A 19,863-nucleotide genomic window follows, 5' to 3' on the forward strand; every position below is an offset into this window, starting at 1 on the left:
ATATTGAAAATATTCCAGTTTCTAACCTGCAATCTTAGTTGACGGGAACAGCCGGATGTTCGCCAGGGTTGTCATACCCATTCCCTCCACAAAAACGTTTATCTATGCCATTCCCCCAGAGTCAGCCCAGTTTGCCGCCCTCGGCAAAAGGGTGGTTGTACCCTTCGGGGCAAAACGCCTTACCGGGTGGATTGTCGAACTTCCGGCAGATGCATCCGCTATAAAAAATATTAAAGAAATTATAAACATGCCGGATAACGCCCCCCTCTTTTCCGAAGAGGATCTGGCCTTTTTTGAATGGATCGCCAGCTATTATCTTCATCCCCTGGGGATGGTCTTGGCGGAGGCGCTTCCCAGCGGAATCAACACGATCAGTCAAAACCGGATTCGCCTTGCCGCCGACGCCGTAAACGGCGGAAAAAACCTTTCCAGAATTCAGGAAACCCTGCTGGAACTGCTCGCTGCCACTCCCAATGGCATGTCGCTGCCCAGTCTTTGCCGAAAAGCGGGGGAAAAAGTCCTCCACCGGGAAATCCTGGCTCTTGAAGGGATGGGGCTCATCACCTCCGCCGAGGTTGCCGGCCGCCCGGGCATCCTTGCGAAACAGGAAAAATGGCTCGGAATCGCCCACCCCCCTCCGGCCAACCTGAAAATGACGGAAAAGCAGGCAACCCTCCTGACGCTGCTGAAAGAAAAGGCGGAAATGCCGGTCTCCGCCCTTGAAGTGCGGCTGCGCAGTTCTTCCTTTCTCGGCGCTCTGGCCGCCCGGGGGGTTATCCGCCTTTATAAAAAAGAGGTTTTCCGGGAATATCTTCATGCAGAAGAACTTCCTGAAGACAAGGGCAAAATTATCCTCAATAACGACCAGTCCGCGGCGCTCGCCGAGATAAGCAAGGGGCTCAACTCCCGACAATTTTCTCCGTATCTGCTGCACGGGGTTACGGGAAGCGGAAAAACGGAAATTTATCTGCGCGCCATGGAAGAAGTCCTCCAAAGCAAGGGAAGCGCTCTCTACCTTGTCCCGGAGATTGCCCTGACCGCCCAGCTTATCCGCCGCGTCCAAGGCCATTTTCCGGACGAAAAGATTGCCGTTCTGCACAGCGGAATTCCCAACAATACCCGCTATGATCAGTGGCGAAAGATAAAAAGCGGGGAAATACGGCTGATTGTCGGCGCCCGTTCGGCAATCTTTGCCCCGGCCGGGGACCTGCGCCTGATTGTCGTTGACGAGGAACACGACCCCTCCTACAAGCAGGATGACCGCCTGCATTATAACGGCCGCGACCTCGCCTTGTACCGCGGGAAAAAAGCCGGCGCCGTTGTTCTCCTGGGATCGGCAACACCCGGAATACAGACATATTTTTACGCACAGGCCGGAATTTACCGGTATTTATCGCTTCCCGGCCGGGTAAACTCGCGCCCCCTCCCCCGGGTGGAAATTGTTGATATGAGAAACGAACGGGACAGCGGTGGACGTATGCCGATCTTTTCCCGTCGACTGATTTTGGCCCTGGGAGAAACCCTTTCCGCAAAAAAACAGGCCCTCATTTTCCTCAACCGGAGAGGCTTTCACACCTATGTCTTCTGCCAGGCCTGCGGCCACGTCTTTAAATGCCCGGCCTGCGATCTGGCCTTGACCTATCACGCGTCCCAGGATGTCCTCAAATGCCATCACTGCGATTTTACATCAAAAAAACAAAGAACTTGCCCAGCCTGCGGTTCTGAACGAATCCACAGCCAGGGCGCCGGAACCGAGCGTGTCGAGGAGGAGATCAAAAGACTGTTCCCGGCTGCCGCTATTGCCCGGATAGACAGCGATACAGCCTCCCGCAAGGGCGCATCCGAAAAAACCCTCGCCGCCTTTGCCAAGGGAGAAATCGATATCCTGGTGGGAACGCAGATAATAACCAAAGGCCATGACTTTCCCGGCATAACCCTGGTGGGCGTCATTGCCGCCGATTCATCCCTGAATGTCCCGGATTTCCGGGCCGCGGAGCGAACCTTCCAGATTCTTTCCCAGGTTGCCGGCCGGGGCGGACGGGGCGATCAGCCGGGGATAGTCGTTGTCCAGACGTTCACCCCTTACCACCACTCCATCATGAGGGCCCAGAAGCACGATTACCCCGGATTTTACAATAATGAACTGCCGACTCGCCGGGAGCTGAATTATCCGCCCTATTCCCGTCTGATTGGCCTCCATTTTTCGAGTCTCAACGAGGATAAAGGGAAAAAAACCGTCGCCCGCATCGGAACGGCGGCCCGCAAGCTGGCACAGAGCTTCGCCGCCGGCAAGGCGGACATCATCGGCCCGGCGGAATCTCCGCTGCACCGACTCCGGGGAAGGTACCGCTGGCAGATGCTCGTGCGGGGCAAGGAGGGAGGCATCCTCCGTCAGCTTGCCCAAAAACTCCTGGATGAGGTAAAGGGGGAAGGTATCGAAATCAGGATAGACGTAGATCCTGTCCATTTTATGTAGGAGAATGCGGTTATGGAAAAAACCGGAATCGTTTTCATGGGCACGTCAACCTTTGCAGTGCCGGCCCTGACCGGGCTCGTTGAGGCAGGATGGCCGATTATTGCCGTCGTCACACCACCGGACCGCCCACAGGGCCGGGGAAGGATAACCGCGCCGCCGCCCTTGAAAATAACTGCCGGGGAGCTGGGGCTTCCCCTCATCCAAACTAAAAACGTCAAAGACAAAAGCTTTCTGGAAACATTTAAAAGTCTGGCGCCGGAAATGGCCATTGTCGCCGCCTTTGGACAAATCCTTCCCAAACCGATACTTTACGACACGCCCAGGGGATGCATCAATATCCACCCCTCGCTCCTTCCCAAGTACCGGGGAGCAGCGCCGATCAACTGGACTATCATCAACGGAGAAAAAACGACCGGCGTTACCATTATGAAGCTGGACACCGGGATTGACTCCGGCGATATCCTGCTGCAGGAGGAAACCCCCATCGGCGAGAATGAAAACTTTGGCGAGCTGCACCGCCGCCTGGCGGAAATGGGAGCAAAATTACTATTAAAAACAATATCATTGTCACTCACGGGAAATCTTCATCCGCAACGCCAGGATCACTCGCTTGCCACCTTTGCCCCGCCGCTGGGCCGCGAACTCGGCCTGATCAATTGGGAAGATGACTGCCAGAAAATCGCGAGACTTATCCGCGGGCTCTCCCCCACCCCTTGCGCCTACACCTTTTTTCATCAGAAAAAACTCAAGATCTTTTCCGCGACGGCGAAGACTGCCCCGACCTCAGAGGCGCCGGGGGTAATAATCGGCAAGAGAGATGGCGCCCTCTGCATCGCCGCGGCAAACGGCTGCGTTTATCTCACCGATTTGCAGCTCGAAGGGAAAAAGCGAATGAGCAGCGAGGATTTTCTACGAGGAGCGCCTGTTTCGGCAGGAGAAAAGATCGGCCGGGCATGACGGAAAATGTAAAAAAAGCCCTGTCGGCGCGCGGCATTGCCGTGGAAATCCTCAACCGCATAGAACTGAAAGGCGCCTATGCGGAACCGCTTCTTGACGCCTATCTGTCCGGAAATAACAACATAAACCGGCAAGACAAGGGGCTTATAACCGAGCTGGTCTATGGCGTCCTGAGAAACAGAAACAAACTGGACTGGGCAATAGCAGAAATATACACGGGAAATTTTGATTCGCTGGAAATACCGGTCCGCAACATCCTCCGGACAGGGGTGTATCAGCTCCTCGCTACCGACCGGATTCCCCCTTTTGCCGCGGTCAATGAGGCCGTCGCGATAGCGCGAAATATCCGCCCCCAGGCGGCTGGTCTTGTAAACGCCATATTGCGCAACCTTATCAGAAAGAAGGAGCGGATTGTCTGGCCGGAGATCGCCGGAGATCTCATAAGTGCGATCAGCGTCCTTTATTCGCACCCGGCCTGGATGGTGGAACGCTGGCAGAAGCTGTACGGGACAGAGGAGACCATCGCCATCTGCCGGGCCAACAACGAGATTCCACCCTTGACCATCCGGGTAAACACACTGAAAATATCAAGAGATGAGATGATTTCCGCGCTGAAAAAAGATGGCGTTGCCGCTAAATCTGCGCCGTTTTCCCCGGAAGGGATTATAATTTACGATAATTACTCAGGGCTCCGCGAGACAGACGCCTTTCGCCAGGGAATGATCCGGGTGCAGGATGAGGCATCCCAGCTTATCGCCCATCTCCTCGATCCTGAACCAGGCGAGCGGACGCTTGATTTCTGCGCCGGTGCGGGAGGAAAAACACTCCATATTGCGGCACTTATGCAAAACAGGGGGGAAATAACCGCGGTCGATAAAAATCGCGCCAAACTTGACCAGCTTGTGGCGGAAACAAGACGGCTTGGCGTAACGATTGTTCGGATCGTTCAGGGAGATGGCGCCAAAAAGAATGCGGCCACCGACAAAATTTTCGACAAGGTTCTGGTTGACGCCCCCTGCTCCGGACTCGGGACGCTGCGCAGAAACCCCGAGATTCGCTGGCGTCTTACCCGCCGGGATATCTCGGCATTACAGCAGACGCAAAAGAGTTTGCTGAAAAATGCCGCCGAGTACGTCCGCTCCGGCGGCAGGCTCGTTTACTGTGTCTGTACAACAACTCAGGAAGAAACAGAGGAAATCGTCGCCGGTTTCCTCAAATCCGATAAGCGCTTTAAGCTGAGCAGCCCTATAAATCTCCCCTCCGAGATAATAACGGCGGCAGGCTTTTTGCGCACGTTTCCGCACCGTCACTTTCTGGACGGCTTTTTCGGCGCTGTTTTTGTCCGGAACAGCTAACAATTTGGAACTGTCACTTTTTGCGATCATGGCCACTGCAGTTGGGTTGCATTCGGCAAATGGCATTGACTTTATTCAACAAGAATGATAGCTTTCACCGCCTTATAAATACCGTTAGCGGCGGGGAGGAAATGAAAATGTTTATCGAACAACGGCAGGTCGGGCATATAGGGGTTTTCGCGTACCTTGTGGGAGACGAAGCTTCCGGGGAAGCGCTGGTAATAGATCCCGCGGCCGATACGGAAGGAATAATCGGCCTGGCGGCGAAACACAACGTCCGGATCAGCGCTATAGTCAATACGCACGGCCACGTGGATCATATCGGCGGCAATGCGGACATGAAAAGGATAACCGGCGCAAAAATCATCATCCACGAGGACGATGCGGATATGCTTATTCACACCCCGGCAGAGCTGCTGCGAATGTTTGACGCCCAACCATCGCCTCCCGCGGACCAGACGGTTGCCGATGGCGACATAATCCAGGTTGGGGGGATAAAGCTCCGGGTTATCCACACCCCCGGCCATTCTCCGGGAAGCATGGTTCTGTTTGTCGATGGATACGCCTTTACCGGCGACACATTGTTTGTCGAGGCTGTCGGCCGGACCGACCTTCCTGGCGGTTCCTGGGATACAATGTTCGCTTCCATCCAAAATAAACTGCTCATCCTTCCTGATGAAACCGTGGTGTTTCCCGGCCATAATTATGGAAGTTCCCCTAGCTCGACGATTGGTCATGAAAAAAAATACAACCCCTTTCTGCGTGATTTTTAAAAGGAGATCAACATGAACAGCCAAGGAATCATGAAAACGGATTTTCCGGGAATGAAGCTCTCCGGCACGGGCAAGGTGCGCGACATATATGACCTGAATACGAACCTTTTGATTGTTACAACGGATCGGATATCCGCCTTTGACCATATTATGCCGAACCCCGTCCCGGGTAAGGGGGAGGTGCTGACAAAGATGTCCGCCTTCTGGTTCAAAAAAACGGAGGATATCATCGCCAATCATCTGCTTTCGACGAACCCTGATGATTATCCCGAGGAGTGCGCCCCCTATAAGGACATACTGAAAGGCCGGAGCATGCTGGTCAAAAAGGCAAAGCCCTTGCTGGTTGAATGCGTTGTCCGCGGCTATTTGAGCGGCTCCGGATGGAAGGATTACCAAAGCGGCAAGACTGTTTCCGGCATAATGCTGCCGGCGGGGCTCAAGGAATCGTCCCGGCTGCCGGAACCCATTTTCACCCCCTCGACAAAGGCGCCGGACGGAGAGCACGATATGCCCATCGATCGCATGGGGATGGAAAAGCTGATCGGGGCGGAAATGACGGCAAAAATCGTCCGTACGAGCCTTGCCATCTATGCAAAGGCCGTCGCTATTGCGGATTATGCGGGGATTATCATTGCCGATACAAAGATGGAATTCGGCATCCTGAACGGGGAGCTTATCCTGATAGACGAACTCCTCACGCCTGATTCTTCCCGTTTCTGGCCAAAGGATGACTACGAAGCGGGACGTCCGCAGAAGAGCTTCGACAAACAATTTCTGCGTGATTATCTGCTGTCGATCGGCTGGAACCAGAAACCGCCTGCCCCGGAACTGCCCGCCGCTATCGTCGCCAAGACGGCCGACAAATACCGGGAGGCGTTAAATCGCTTGACAAGATAACTCCCGCACCGGGTTGACATGTACGGCGGAGATGTCTATTTTACGCTTATACAAAAAAATAGAAAGTTAGAGGGAATGTCGGTCAAGAATGGCTACGAAACGTTGTTACTACGAGATTCTCGGCGTTGACAGAAACGCCGATGCGGACCAGATCAAACAAAGCTATCGCAAAATTGCCATGCAGTGCCACCCGGACCGAAATCCGGGCAACAAGGACGCTGAGGATCTGTTCAAAGAGGCTGCCGAGGCGTACGAGGTGTTGAGCGATCAGGAAAAACGGGAGCTCTATAACCGTTACGGACATGAGGGTCTAAACGGTGCCGGATATCAGGGATTTTCTGGATTTGAGGACATTTTTTCCAGCTTCGGGGATGTCTTCGGGGATGTTTTCGGCTTCAATACAGGGCGCTCCCGTGCGCGCACATCAGCCAGGGTGGGTGCGGATTTACGGTATGACTTGCAGATATCTTTCATGGATGCAGCGCTCGGAATAAACACCGAGATTGAACTGGACAAATATGCGGCTTGTCCGGAATGCCGCGGATCAGGATGCGCCCCGGGATCCGCCCCGCAGACATGCAACCGCTGCAACGGACGAGGGCAGGTGACGCAGTCGAGCGGTTTTTTCAGCATCAGTACAACCTGTCCGCAATGCAATGGCAGAGGAACCATAATCGCCGCCGCCTGCAAAAAGTGTTCGGGGACGGGCAGGGTGATCATTACTAAAACAGTTCAGCTCAAGATACCGGCGGGGGTGGAAACCGGCTCCCGACTCCGCCTGCGCGGCGAGGGGGGGAAAGGCGAAAATGGAGGGCCCAGCGGAGATTTATACGTTTTCATAGAGGTGAAACCTCACGAACTCTTTGAGCGAAAAGAGGACGACATCTATTGCCATATCCCCATCACCTTTGCCGAGGCTGTTCTCGGGGGAAATATCGAAGTGCCAACCCTGACAGGGAAGGAAAAAATTAAAATACCGAAAGGAACGCCGAACGGCAAGGTGTTTCGTCTGAAAGGAAAGGGCATCCCCCATTTACGCAATTACGGCCGAGGGGATCAGCTCATAGAAACGGTGATCAGCGTTCCGGAAGTCATAACCAAGAAGCAGGAGGAACTCCTGCGCGAATTCGAGCGACTTGGCAGGAACAATTAACCTTTGGATAAATTGTAGGCACTTGATCTGTTAGTTGGAAAGAGAGGTAAATTATGCGGAAAACGGAAAAATGGCTTTCATCTTTGGCGGCGCTGGCATTTTTACTCGCGGGCTGTGCGGCGGCGCTGGTTGGCGGGGCGGCGATAGGGGCCGGTTCCGGAACGTACTTTTTTATTAATGGCGAGCTGAAAACCGATTACTACCAATCATTCGATGATGTTTGGAAGGCTTCCGAAAAAACGGTGGCGGATATGCGGGGCGTGGATGTGATCCCCGAAAAGGAGATCGGCAAAGGGAAGATCACCACCCAGATAAATGGAGAAAAAGTCGACATATCTGTGTCCTATAAGGCAAAAAACGTGACCACCGTTGCAATCAGGGTGGGACTTGTCGGACACAAGCTCTCTTCCCAGTTGATTCACGACAAGATCGGGGATAATCTTTCCCGAAAATAGTTTATCTTGCCAAAGCCAACCGACTCGTCTTGCCCTCAGCAAAGTGGCTTGCACCCGCCATGCTGAGGACAAAGGGAAACCGAAGTTTGATGCTCTCATAAAACGACGATTAATGTCCCCACAAGGCCAATGAGAATAAAGGTTATTACAGGCCTGTTGATCAGCGCACTTTTGGTCTGGCTCTCCTTCCGGGGCATCGACATCGGCGAGGTTTACAGTTCCCTTCATAAAATAAACAGCGTCCTGGTAATATCATCGCTTGCGGTCATGATTTTGATGCAGGCACTCCGGGCAATTCGTTGGGGATTTATACTGAAGCCCCTTGATCCGCTCATCAATAAATTTACAATCTTTTCGATAACAAGCGTCGGGTTTATGGCTATTGTCGCCATCCCGGCGCGTCTCGGCGAGTTGGCCCGCCCTTATCTAATCACAAAAAAAAGTCGTGTCCCGATGAGTTCCGCCCTCGGCACCATTTTGGTGGAAAGGGTACTGGACATCCTGACAGTTCTTGTCATTGCCGCCGTGATTTTCTTTTTAACACCCCTTCCTCTCTGGCTTTTCCGTGCCGGGGTATCATTATTTATCGTTACTGCAGTTATATTCGGCTTAATGATGACGGCCCTTTGCTGGAAGGAAAAGACGGCGCTCCTGCTGCTCCCGGTCATCGCCCGAATACCACCCGGAATAACAACAAAAATAACTGAAATAACGGGTTCTTTTGTCGAAGGATTAGGCGTTGTAAAACATCGCTCGCTTTTTGGCGCGGTGGTGATCCTGTCGCTGATAATCTGGCTGGCCGACGCCCTGGCAATTTATCTTCTCTTTCTGGCCTTCTCCCTAAATCTGCCGCTTACCGCTGCATTTGTCCTAATGATCATTCTGATTGTTGGAATCGCAATCCCGGTTGCCCCCGGGTTCGTTGGCAACTGGCATTACTTCTGCATTTTGGGTTTGGGGTTGTTCAACGTGGCCAAAACGGAAGCGCTCACCTTCGCAGTAATATATCACGCCCTATCTATCGGGATAATAATAGTTCTCGGGGTTGTTTTTCTTCCCCTTTACAGCTTCTCGCTTGACGACCTGAAAAGTCGGGATAAGCTCTAACCTTCCTCAGTTTCCCCGGAATCAGTTTTAGGATCGAGGCCATAACCGCGAATTTTTTTATGGAGGTGACTTCTCTCCATGCCGATCGCTTCGGCTGTCCGGGAAATGTTGCCGCTGAAGTCGCGAAGCCGGCGGATAATGTACTGACGCTCGAAATCCTGTTTCGCCAATCGGAAAGAATCGGTTGAAATTTCTTCCTTGTTTGGCGAATCCTCTTTTTTATGAACATTAAGCTCTGCTTTGCCCAGCTCCGAAAAGATGTCCGTCTTGGAAATTACCTCCGCCGGCGTCGTTATTATCAATCTTTCCACAACATTTTTAAGCTCTCGCACGTTTCCCGGCCAGTCGTGGTTCATCAACGTCGCAAGCACCTCTTCGGTAACGGTTTTTACCGTTTCTCCTTCCCTTACCGCGAAATCGTTGAGGAACCTGTCTGCCAGAAGGGGGATATCCTCCTTGCGCTCCCGCAGCGGCGGAACGTGCAGCGGAATGACATTCAGGCGGTAAAAAAGATCCTGGCGGAACCGGCCTGCATCCATCTCTTTTTCGAGTTCTTTATTGGTTGCAGCAAGCACCCGCACGTCTGTATGAATGAGACGGCTGCCGCCAACCCGCTCGAATCTCTTCTCCTGCAAAATGCGCAAGACCTTGGCCTGTGCCTTCAGACTCATATCGGCGACTTCATCGAGGAAAATAGTCCCCTCGTTCGCCATTTCGAACTTTCCCCTTCTTTTCGCCGTCGCCCCGGTAAAAGAGCCCCGTTCGTGACCGAACAGTTCGCTTTCTATCAAATCCTCCGGAATGGCCGCGCAATTGACCTCAATAAAGGGCTTTTGGGCCCGGCGACTCTGGTGGTGGAGAGAGCGGGCGACGAGCTCTTTTCCCGTCCCGTTTTCGCCCATGATCAGTATCCAGGCATTGGTGGGGGCAACGATATCGATCATCTCCTTCAGTTCGAGAATAACACTGCTATTGCCGGTCAATTCGTATTCATGGCTGACCTTTTGCCGGAGCAGAATGTTTTCCTCTTCCAGCCGGACAAAATCCAGGGCGTGGTTGACCACCAGGATCACCTTCTCCAGCGACAGGGGTTTTTCAATGAAGTCGAACGCCCCCAGCTTGGTCGCCTTGACAGCCGTCTCAATGGTTCCGTGGCCGGACATCATCACTACCTGTATCTGGGGGTAAGAGGACTTGATGGATTTCAGAACAGCGATCCCATCCATTTCCGGGAGCCATATGTCCAATAGCACAAGATTGGGCTGTTCATCCTCGATGAGACGCAATGCCTCTTCGCCGCTTCCGGCCTTCAGGACCTCATAGCCTTCATCTGTCAGTATCCCGCCCAGCGCCTGGCAAATACTCTCTTCATCATCGACGATCATTATTGTTTTATTCATAAATGTAACTCATCCTTCAACATGCTGATTACGAAATCGCAATGTAACCGGGATATTTCTTAACGAAACAAAAAAATAGCTGCCTTTCAATGTCTTTCACAGAGGAGGGTGCAAAATTTATTTTTTATCCTCAACCGGCAACTCGAAGGTAACAATGGTGCCTCCTCCTGGATTATCCTCAACAAAGACTCTTCCATGATGATCATCAATAATGGAACTTACTATCGCCATTCCCAACCCCGTTCCTGTCTTTTTTGTGGAAAAATAGGGTTCAAACATCTTTACCCGATAGTCGGGCGGAATACCACAACCATTGTCGGCGACCGTCACCCTTGCCGCCTTTTTTTCACCATCGTAGAGGCTCCGGACTTCTATGCGACCATCATGGGCAGGCAGGGCGGCAACGGCATTGTCGAGCAGATTGACCATGACTCTCTTAATCTGTTCACTGTCCATCATCAATGGGGGAATATCATCACCCGGGTTAAAAGAAAAATCAACCTCCCGATGGGCATCTTTAAACATTATTACCGAGTTCTGAATGGTCTCGTTCAAGTCCTTGAGGCTGAGATTTGTAACCGGCAAGCGCGCATAACGGGAGAACTCATTCACGAGATTTTTCAATACCTCAACCTGATCGATTATCGTTCGCGTACATTCCCAGAAGACCTCTCCGTCCTCCTGGAATCTGTTGCCATATTTCCGTTGGAGACGTTGCGCGGAAAGCTGTACCGGCGTAAGAGGATTCTTGATTTCATGGGCCATCCGCCTTGCCACCTCGCGCCATGCCGCCGTCCTCTCCGCTCTCTGCAGTTGGGTAATGTCTTCAAAAACCAGAGCCAGGCCCATCTCCCGGCCTTCATCGTCACGAATCTCCGTAACCGTGATAAGGATAGTCAACGCCCGCTCCCCTTGCAGAACATCTATCTGTTTTTCAATGAAACCGCTTCCGCCCTCCCGCATCTCCTGCAGAACCGATTCTGCCAGTATCCGGTGATCGGGAATCAGCACCTCATCATAACGCTTCCGGACAATGCTCCGGGAGTTGATGCCGAGCATCTTCTCCGCCGCCCGGTTGATCGTGGCGATATAACCGCTGCTGTCAATGGAAATCACGCCCGCCGAAACATTGCGGAGAACGGTTTCCATATAATTGCGACGTCGCTCCAAGTCAATATTTGCCTGCTCCAGACTGCCCTTGCTCTTTCTGAGATCCTTGGTCATCTGATTAAAGGAATCCACGAGAACGCCCAGTTCATCGTCCGCAACGGTGTCAATCTGCTGTTCCAGATCCCCCTGCGCAACCCGGCGCGTCCCCTCCGCCAAGTTTTGCAACGGGACAGTGATCCCCCGTGCCAGGTAGATGCCAAACCAGGTTGCGGAAAAGATGATCAACAGCATCACAATGAAAAGGGTTATTATGTAACCAAATTTGATCGGCGTCTTCAGCAGGGACAGTTGCCTGTATTCCTCGGATGCCTTTGATATTACATTTATTCTTTCTGTAATTCCCGCAGGCAGTAAATAACTGACCGCAACAAACCCCACCACCTCTTTGGGCAGGGACTGCGAAAAAACAGGGACAACCCCTCGTATCAAATCGCCGCTTTTGAGCTGTTCCGTGACCGTCAATTCCTGCCCGGTGAATACGCTTTCAATTTCTTGGGGAGAGAGATGCTTCGGCACAATCAATGAGTATTTGCTGTCTCGTAATATCACGTTATTTTTATTATTATTAATCTGAACCTCGACCATGTTGAGCTTATAGGTCTTGTGCCGTCTTTCTACCAAAGCCTCCAAATAGGAAAATTTTTCGACCTCGTAAAGGCTGTTGCTCGTAATATCGGCGCTTAGCTGACGGGCATAAAATTTCGCTTGCTCGGCCGATTGCTGATAATAAATCTGCGCGACCTCCAGCGTTCGGTTCAAGGCCTCGCCGATGCGGATGCTGAACCAGCTATCAATGCTGGAAGAAAGAAAATTGATCGAGACCAGAAACAGTAATACCGTAGGAATAAGGGACAAACCGACAAAGGCTGCGACCAGACGGGTACGCAAGCGGGAACCGGCAATCCCGTGTCGTCTTTCAAAGATCAGTTTGACGATATTCCTGATAATCAGAAAGAGAAGAAGGATGATCAAGATGATGTTGATGTTTATCAGGCCAAAAATCAGGACATTCCCGGAAACGGGCAGAACCGGGGTTTCACCGCGAAACAACAGGCTTTCCATATAGGTAGCCCCGGCAATGAGCGCGATCGTGATAAAAATGATAATCCATTCACGTTTCCGCCTTCTTGCCTCCCGCGGATCAAGTTGTGCCGTCCTGGTAATTTTCTCCATCAGAACAAGAACCTTTCCTGGCGCCAGTCTGTTTCAAAGTCCCAGCTTGAGATGAAAAAAAACAGATATTCCAGATGGAGCGGCAGGCGCACCTTATCCAATTTTGCCTTCAGTTTTACCAGGTAATGTTCATTTTTTGTTAAAGCGCCAAGCCCTGCCAAGGGAACCGCATTGACCTCAGCCATCATTCTTTTGGCGTTTTCAAAATCTGGGGAATTTACCCACGTTTTCTGATTATCCACCGATACATTAAATGTTTTTTTTACATTGTCGTACTTTATAGTATGGCGAATTTCTATGTTTATTATTTTCTTGTTCGGAAACCAGGAACGTTCTTTATACAGATGAATTTGAAACGCGAAGGTGGTAGGAACGCCAGCCAAAATTGCATCTTCTATTTCCGGGTTAAAGCAATCTGCTACACGGGCATAGAGCAATAGATTCGTCTGGCCGTTCGTCACCAAAAGATCCGCAATGGACGCCTTTTGCGCCTGCAGGGAAGAGGGGGCAAAAAAAAGAGAGAACGCCAATAGACAAGTTACCAGCAAAGGCTTGACAGTTAGCATACAACCGCCTTAAGTTATTCGAGTTTATATCAATTCCTGATTTAGGCAAAAGGAATGAATATAACGAACCAAATTTTTAAAATGCTGAACTTACTATGGATATAGTAAAAGAGTGGGACGTAAAAAGCAAGACCTATCTGCAATCAGCCACGTCAGGATCAAACTGCCGACAAATTCCCGACAGCAAAAGAGGGCGCCCGCAGGCTCTCTCTTTTGAGAAGCATTCCCTCTATATTAAATTTATTCACAAGAACCCAGCAATCCTGCCGCAGCAGCAGTTCTTTGAGAAGCAGGTTGTTCAAGCGGTGACCGGATTTTGAAGCCACAAAATGACCAATAATGGGAATCCCCAGCAATGCCAGATCTCCTATCGAATCAAGTATTTTGTGTCTCACAAACTCGTCCGGAAAACGGAGCCCTTCCTTATTGATAATCCGGTTTTCATCAAGAACTATGGCGTTTTTAAGAGAACCGCCCAGCGCCAATCCCCGGGCCTGCAGGTACTCCACATCGCGCAGAAACCCAAAGGTTCTTGCCGCGCTGATTTCTTTTTCGTACGAAACGTCCGAAAATTTAAGATTGTATGACTGAGCTCCAATATCTTTATGTTTAAATTCAATATCATAGGTTATCTCAAATTCCGAGGACGGGATAAACATGGCGGAGCCCTCCCCCTCGGAAACCGCTACCTGCTTCTTGATAACCAAAAATTTTTTTACTTTCCCCTGCGGCCTCGTGCCGACATTTCTCAGGAGTTCCACGAACGGTCGAGCGCTGCCGTCCATAATCGGCAATTCGGAAGCGTCAATCTCAACTGTTGCATTGTCAACGCCCATGCCGCTGAACGCGGACATAAGGTGTTCAACCGTCGAAACGGTGGCGCCATTGGCGCCAAGGGTCGTCGCAAGCGTTGTATCAACAACGTTATGGACATCCGCCTTGATTTTGTTGCGAGCAGGCAGGTCCGTGCGGACAAAAACAATCCCCTCATCAACGCCCGCCGGTCGAATTAGCATTTCAATCTTTCTTCCGGAGTGCAAACCGACACTTTTGCATGCTATCTCATTTTTTACCGTTCTTTGCAGAAACATTCCCGTCCATCTTTCCAAAAATAATTTTCCCCGGCCTCATCAAAACAACTGCCGGTACTGAAAAGCAATATTAATGCCATCCTCCGCAATATTTTGCCAAAAAAAAATAGGGCCAACCATCTACAAACAGGTAATTTCTATTGCGCTACGAAAAACATCATTAGGGGATTGACCGGCGACTGTGTTTTAAAGTACACACCCCGGGGCATGTTTGCTCATACGGAAGGCTTGACAGTTTTACTTTTGGGGCTGCGATAGTAGCGTTCCTTCTCACTGTATATGCATCCACAGTAAGGCTGCCGATACATCCCCATCTCTTGGGAAACCTGGACTCCCTCAAGCCAACCCTCCCGAAAATCACGATACAGGAAGGCGACTCCCTGCTTTTTTGCCTCTTCCTCGGCGATCTGCCTGATCAGGTCGTGTTTTTGATAGCGGCTGTACAAAAGGGTGGTGCTAAATGCGTCAAAGTCATGCTCGCGGGCGGTACGCGCCGCGCGCGAAAGTCTTATCCGGTAGCAGTAACGGCAGCGGTCATCTTCATGGAAGACAACCTGACGCAAGAAGTCTTCGAACGGGTACGAATCATCATCCCGCAGCAACTTAAAGCTGACCTGTTCGGCGTAAGCGATCAGCGTATCGAGGCGTCTTTTATACTCCCTGTAGGGATGTATATTGGGATTATAGAAGAGACCCTGCACCTCGTTGCCCTCCTCGCGGAGGATCCGCAATGGATAGAGCGTGCAAGGGGCACAGCAGGTGTGGAGTAAAATTTTCTTCAAAATAGCCCACCTTGATTTGCCTCGGCCCATTGCCGCCCGAAATGCTTATATGCGAGCCTGGTCGCGATTCTTCCCCGGGCGGTTCTTTGCAGATAACCCTCCTGAATAAGGTAGGGCTCATATACGTCTTCGATCGTCTCCCGCTCTTCGCCGATTGCCGAGGAAAGGTTGTCGATGCCGACCGGACCGCCGCCAAACTTGTCGATTACCGCAAGCAGAATATTGCGATCCATCTGATCAAATCCCTTCTCATCGACATCGAGCATTGCGAGGGCCTGTTCTGCTACGTCCCTGTTTATAATGCCATCGGCCCGCACCTGGGCAAAATCCCTCACCCTCCTCAAGAGACGGTTGGCAATTCGGGGCGTACCCCGGGAACGCCGGGCCAGCTCCGCCGCTCCCTCCGCCCCGATATCTACCCCCAGAATCCTGGCCGAGCGACAGATGATGATGGAAAGCTCCTCCGGCGTGTAGAACTCGAACCGGAAACTCATGCCGAAGCGATCCCTGAGCGGCGAAGTCAGAAGGCCAGCCCTTGTCGTGGCCCCGATCATCGTAAATTTCGGGATATCAAGCTTCATCGAACGGGCGGATGGTCCCTGCCCGATTATTATATCTATGTAGAAATCCTCCATCGCGGGATAGAGTATCTCTTCCACCACATGCGACAGGCGATGAATCTCATCAATGAAAAGGACGTCATTTTCGTGCAGATTGGTAAGAATTGCGGCAAGGTCCCCCGGCCTTTCGATAACCGGCCCGGAGGTAATCTTTATGTCAACACCCATTTCCCTCGCCATAATGTAGGCAAGTGTGGTTTTTCCCAGCCCGGGAGGACCGTATAAAAGAACATGATCAAGGGACTCTTTTCTTTGTTTGGCAGCCTCGATGAAAACGGAGAGATTCATTTTAATCTTCTCTTGTCCTATATATTCGGCAATGGTTTTGGGGCGCAGGGAGAGGTCGTAACCATCATCTTCGGCAATAACTTCTGGAATTGTAAGGGGATTCTTGGGCGATATCAATAGGGAATCGGATTTCTTCACGTCATCTTCCATGAAAAATTAAATTTAATGAATACTGCAAGTTTTAACCGTCAGGCGGAAAGAATGCGCAACGCCCTTTTCAGAACCTGATCGATCGAAGGAAGCTTGTCATTTTCCCTTATTATCTGCTCGACGACATCTTTAGCCAATGCGCCTTTATACCCGAGATTGACTAACGCGGAAAGAGCGTCTTCCTTCAGATGCTCGTGTTTCGGGACAGCCATCCCCCCGGATTTGTAATTGTCTATGCCGAGTTTTACAACCTTGTCCTTTAGTTCCAGAATCATCCGTTCCGCCGTCTTGCGGCCTACCCCGGGAATGGCGGTCAGGCGCTTCAGATCCTCCCCCGCAACAGCCCTGAACCACTCCTCTGCCGGAATCCCGGAAAGAATATTTATCGCCAGCTTGGGTCCGATGCCGCTTACGGAAATCATCATCTGAAAGACATCCCGCTCAATCTCTGTGCTGAAGCCATAAAGGCTGATGGCGTCTTCTCGCACATACATGTGGGTTTGCAGGATAACGGGAAGACCTGGATCAGGAAGCTCATAAAAGGTGCTGAGGGGGATATACACAAGGTAACCAACGCCATTTACATCGATCAGGCAATTCAAAAGAGATTTCTGAACAATTATGCCATTTAGCGAAGCAATCATCTCAGACCTGTTCAGTCTTTAAAAAATTTATATGACAGATGGCGGCAGCCAAGGCATCAGCGGCATCCGGGGGAGGAAGTTCGGTTAATTTAAGGATATTTTTTACCATCATCTGCACCTGCCTCTTCTCGGCAAAACCATATCCGGCGACGGCCTTTTTTATTTCCAGAGGGCTGTATTCATAAACAGCCAGCCCTTCCTGGGCGCCGGCTAGAACGGCAACACCGCGCACGTGTCCCTGCTTAATCAAACTGTGGACATTCTTGCCATAAAAAATGTCTTCGATTACCAGTATCTCAGGGTTGGAGCGCCGAATCGCCTCTTTTATCCCACTGTACACTTCCATCAGACATACCGACAGACCGGCGCCCCTTGACGGTTTGATCTCTCCATAAAAAACGCACTCAAATCTGCTCCTTACCGCCTCGACAACACCGTAACCAGTAACTTTACTACCCGGATCAATACCCAATACCCTCAATTCGCTAATACCTTTCGCTTACGCTTCAATCCGGTTTTACTGCATTTATAGGCCTTTTACAGATTTGGCAAACTATTGACTCAATTTATCCATTATTTCATCGGAAATATCGAAGTTGGCATAAACATTCTGGACATCGTCGTTGTCTTCAAGTTTTTCCATCAGCTTCAACATCTGCTCGGCCTTGGTTTCTTCCAATTTAACGGTATTCTGCGGAATTTTACCTACGCTCGCCTCCAGATATTTCCATTTTTTATCCGCTATGGCCTTTTTGACATTTTCAAAGGCTACGGGCTCTGTGATTACTTCCCATTCAGAATCCTGATCCCGGACATCATCGGCTCCCGCTTCCAGGACAACTTCCAGGAGCTCATCCTCGCCTACCGTCTTCTTGTCGATAATTATACTGCCCTTTTTGTCAAACATCCATGACACGCAGCCATTTTCCCCCAAATTGCCGCCGTGCTTGGAAAGAATATGCCGTATTTCGGCGACTGTTCTGTTTTTATTGTCAGTCATTACATCAACCAGCACCGCTACCCCCCCCGGTCCATAACCCTCGTAGGTAGTCTCTTCGTAGGCTGCGGCACCGGCAAGCTCGCCCGTGCCCTTCTTTATCGCCCTGTCAATATTATCTTTGGGCATGTTGACTTCCTTGGCGTCAAGAACTGCCTGCCGCAAGCGGGGATTGCCCTCGATATCCCCACCGCCCAGTCGTGCCGCGAGGGTAACTTCCTTGATCAATTTAGTAAATATCTTGCCCCTTTTCGAATCAATTTCGCCCTTTTTCCTTTTGATTGTACTCCATTTAGAATGCCCGGACATGGCTTATACTCCTTGATTTTTTTAATGGATAGACTCATAGCATACGCTAAGCGCAATTGTAAAACAAAAAAAGCCCCTTCCACTGGGGAAGGGGCTTAAAAAAATTTCGGCGGCACCTACTCTCCCACACAGTCACCCATGCAGTACCATCGGCGCTGGAGAGCTTAACTTCCGTGTTCGGAATGGGAACGGGTGGATCCTCTCCGCTATCGCCACCGAAATATCCTATAATGGCAAACAATTGCATATTGTGTTTTAGAACCAAGTGCATCATCAAATCAAAATAAATATTATGGTCAAGCCTCACGACCGATTAGTATCAGTAAGCTCAACACATTACTGTGCTTGCACACCTGACCTATCAACCTCGTGGTCTACGAGGGGTCTTTAGTCCTGATGTCTCCACCAGGAGGGATATCTTATCTTGAGGTGGGCTTCCCGCTTAGATGCTTTCAGCGGTTATCCCTTCCGAACTTAGCTACCCAGCGATGCCGTTGGCACGACAACTGGTACACCAGAGGTTCGTCCATCCCGGTCCTCTCGTACTAGGGACAGCGCCTCTCAAATATCCTGCGCCCACAACAGATAGGGACCGAACTGTCTCACGACGTTCTGAACCCAGCTCACGTACCGCTTTAATTGGCGAACAGCCAAACCCTTGGGACCTTATTCAGCCCCAGGATGCGATGAGCCGACATCGAGGTGCCAAACCACGCCGTCGATGTGAACTCTTGGGCGTGATAAGCCTGTTATCCCCAGAGTACCTTTTATCCGTTGAGCGATGGCCCTTCCATGCGGAACCACCGGATCACTAAGACCTGCTTTCGCACCTGCTCGACTTGTAGGTCTCGCAGTCAAGCTCCCTTATGCCTTTACACTCTACGGCTGGTTTCCAATCAGCCTGAGGGAACCTTCGCGCGCCTCCGTTACACTTTAGGAGGCGACCGCCCCAGTCAAACTACCCACCAGACAATGTCCCTGACCCGGATTACGGGTCGAGGTTAGAACTTCAGAATAATCAGGGTGGTATTTCAAGGTTGGCTCCATGAAAACTAGCGTTCCCACTTCACAGCCTCCCACCTATCCTACACAAACCAGTCCGAAATTCATTGTCAAGCTATAGTAAAGGTTCATGGGGTCTTTCCGTCTAGTTGCGGGTAACCGGCATCTTCACCGGTTGATTAAATTCGCTGAGCTTCTCGTCAAGACAGCGCCCAAATCGTTACGCCATTCGTGCAGGTCGGAACTTACCCGACAAGGAATTTCGCTACCTTAGGACCGTTATAGTTACGGCCGCCGTTTACTGGGGCTTCGGTTCAAAGCTTCGCCTTGCGGCTAACAAATCCCCTTAACCTTCCAGCACCGGGCAGGCGTCAGACCCTATACATCGTCTTACGACTTAGCAGAGTCCTATGTTTTTGCTAAACAGTCGCTTGGGCCGTTTTATTGCAACCCCCTCACGCTTCACGTGCTAATCGCTACACGCTAACGGGGTACACC

17 protein-coding genes and 2 rRNA genes (1 of these 19 only partly in view) are annotated in these 19,863 nt (G+C 51.1%); 8 read left to right on the forward strand and 11 right to left on the reverse strand.

Features of this window, described 5'->3' with window-relative positions; all coding sequences use genetic code 11:
• Positions 1-55 precede the first annotated feature (55 nt).
• The 8 genes from priA (at position 56) to K0B01_07240 (ending at position 9,173) form a co-directional block, all read left to right on the forward strand.
• On the forward strand, positions 56-2,476 hold the full coding sequence (gene priA, locus K0B01_07205; GenBank protein ID MBW6485920.1) for a primosomal protein N': 2,421 nt from the start codon (positions 56-58) through the stop codon (positions 2,474-2,476).
• Positions 2,477-2,488: 12 nt separating this feature from the next.
• The gene (fmt, locus tag K0B01_07210; protein MBW6485921.1) at positions 2,489-3,433 is read left to right on the forward strand and encodes a methionyl-tRNA formyltransferase; all 945 of its coding nucleotides are present in this window, start codon (positions 2,489-2,491) and stop codon (positions 3,431-3,433) included.
• Positions 3,430-4,788 (forward strand): 16S rRNA (cytosine(967)-C(5))-methyltransferase RsmB, encoded by a 1,359-nt coding sequence (gene rsmB, locus K0B01_07215; GenBank protein MBW6485922.1) that lies wholly within the window; start codon positions 3,430-3,432, stop codon positions 4,786-4,788. The genes fmt and rsmB overlap by 4 nt, the downstream gene beginning before the upstream one ends.
• Before the next feature lie 137 nt (positions 4,789-4,925).
• Entirely contained in the window at positions 4,926-5,561 is a 636-nt protein-coding gene (locus K0B01_07220) for an MBL fold metallo-hydrolase (protein MBW6485923.1), read from the forward strand.
• A gap of 12 nt (positions 5,562-5,573) precedes the next feature.
• Positions 5,574-6,458 carry a phosphoribosylaminoimidazolesuccinocarboxamide synthase gene (locus K0B01_07225; protein ID MBW6485924.1) on the forward strand — a complete coding sequence of 295 codons (885 nt, stop codon included), beginning with the start codon at positions 5,574-5,576 and terminating at the stop codon, positions 6,456-6,458.
• Between the two features lie 88 nt (positions 6,459-6,546).
• Entirely contained in the window at positions 6,547-7,611 is a 1,065-nt protein-coding gene (gene dnaJ / locus K0B01_07230; protein MBW6485925.1) for a molecular chaperone DnaJ, read from the forward strand.
• A 53-nt stretch (positions 7,612-7,664) separates the two neighbouring features.
• The gene (locus tag K0B01_07235; protein ID MBW6485926.1) at positions 7,665-8,066 is read left to right on the forward strand and encodes a DUF3568 domain-containing protein; all 402 of its coding nucleotides are present in this window, start codon (positions 7,665-7,667) and stop codon (positions 8,064-8,066) included.
• A gap of 129 nt (positions 8,067-8,195) precedes the next feature.
• Entirely contained in the window at positions 8,196-9,173 is a 978-nt protein-coding gene (locus tag K0B01_07240; protein MBW6485927.1) for a flippase-like domain-containing protein, read from the forward strand.
• Here the strand turns inward: K0B01_07240 and K0B01_07245 are convergent.
• The 11 genes from K0B01_07245 to K0B01_07295 form a co-directional block, all read right to left on the reverse strand.
• Positions 9,170-10,573 (reverse strand): sigma-54 dependent transcriptional regulator, encoded by a 1,404-nt coding sequence (locus K0B01_07245; GenBank protein MBW6485928.1) that lies wholly within the window; start codon positions 10,571-10,573, stop codon positions 9,170-9,172. The two genes, K0B01_07240 and K0B01_07245, sit on opposite strands and share 4 nt — an antisense overlap.
• 117 nt (positions 10,574-10,690) lie before the next feature.
• Positions 10,691-12,916, reverse strand: a complete 2,226-nt coding sequence (locus K0B01_07250) for a HAMP domain-containing protein (protein MBW6485929.1) — start codon at positions 12,914-12,916, stop codon at positions 10,691-10,693.
• Positions 12,916-13,380, reverse strand: a complete 465-nt coding sequence (locus K0B01_07255) for a DUF4390 domain-containing protein (protein MBW6485930.1) — start codon at positions 13,378-13,380, stop codon at positions 12,916-12,918. Before K0B01_07255 ends, K0B01_07250 begins: the two co-directional genes overlap by 1 nt.
• Before the next feature lie 260 nt (positions 13,381-13,640).
• On the reverse strand, positions 13,641-14,573 hold the full coding sequence (gene lpxC / locus K0B01_07260) for a UDP-3-O-acyl-N-acetylglucosamine deacetylase (GenBank protein MBW6485931.1): 933 nt from the start codon (positions 14,571-14,573) through the stop codon (positions 13,641-13,643).
• Positions 14,574-14,788: 215 nt separating this feature from the next.
• A complete protein-coding gene (locus K0B01_07265) occupies positions 14,789-15,385 on the reverse strand; it encodes an epoxyqueuosine reductase QueH (GenBank protein ID MBW6485932.1) in 597 nt (198 codons plus the stop codon).
• A complete protein-coding gene (ruvB, locus tag K0B01_07270) occupies positions 15,352-16,413 on the reverse strand; it encodes a Holliday junction branch migration DNA helicase RuvB (GenBank protein ID MBW6485933.1) in 1,062 nt (353 codons plus the stop codon). The genes K0B01_07265 and ruvB overlap by 34 nt, the downstream gene beginning before the upstream one ends.
• Positions 16,414-16,451: 38 nt before the next feature.
• Positions 16,452-17,057 (reverse strand): Holliday junction branch migration protein RuvA, encoded by a 606-nt coding sequence (gene ruvA, locus K0B01_07275; protein ID MBW6485934.1) that lies wholly within the window; start codon positions 17,055-17,057, stop codon positions 16,452-16,454.
• 1 nt (position 17,058) lies between these two features.
• Positions 17,059-17,529, reverse strand: coding sequence for a crossover junction endodeoxyribonuclease RuvC (ruvC, locus tag K0B01_07280; protein ID MBW6485935.1), 471 nt, complete (start codon positions 17,527-17,529; stop codon positions 17,059-17,061).
• A gap of 81 nt (positions 17,530-17,610) precedes the next feature.
• On the reverse strand, positions 17,611-18,363 hold the full coding sequence (locus K0B01_07285; protein MBW6485936.1) for a YebC/PmpR family DNA-binding transcriptional regulator: 753 nt from the start codon (positions 18,361-18,363) through the stop codon (positions 17,611-17,613).
• 104 nt (positions 18,364-18,467) lie between these two features.
• Positions 18,468-18,583: ribosomal RNA gene (gene rrf / locus K0B01_07290) — 5S ribosomal RNA — on the reverse strand.
• A gap of 72 nt (positions 18,584-18,655) precedes the next feature.
• Positions 18,656-19,863: ribosomal RNA gene (locus K0B01_07295) — 23S ribosomal RNA — on the reverse strand (it continues 1,816 nt past the right edge of the window).

Source organism: Syntrophobacterales bacterium, assembly GCA_019429105.1.
Taxonomy (GTDB): Bacteria; Desulfobacterota; Syntrophia; order Syntrophales; family UBA5619; genus DYTH01.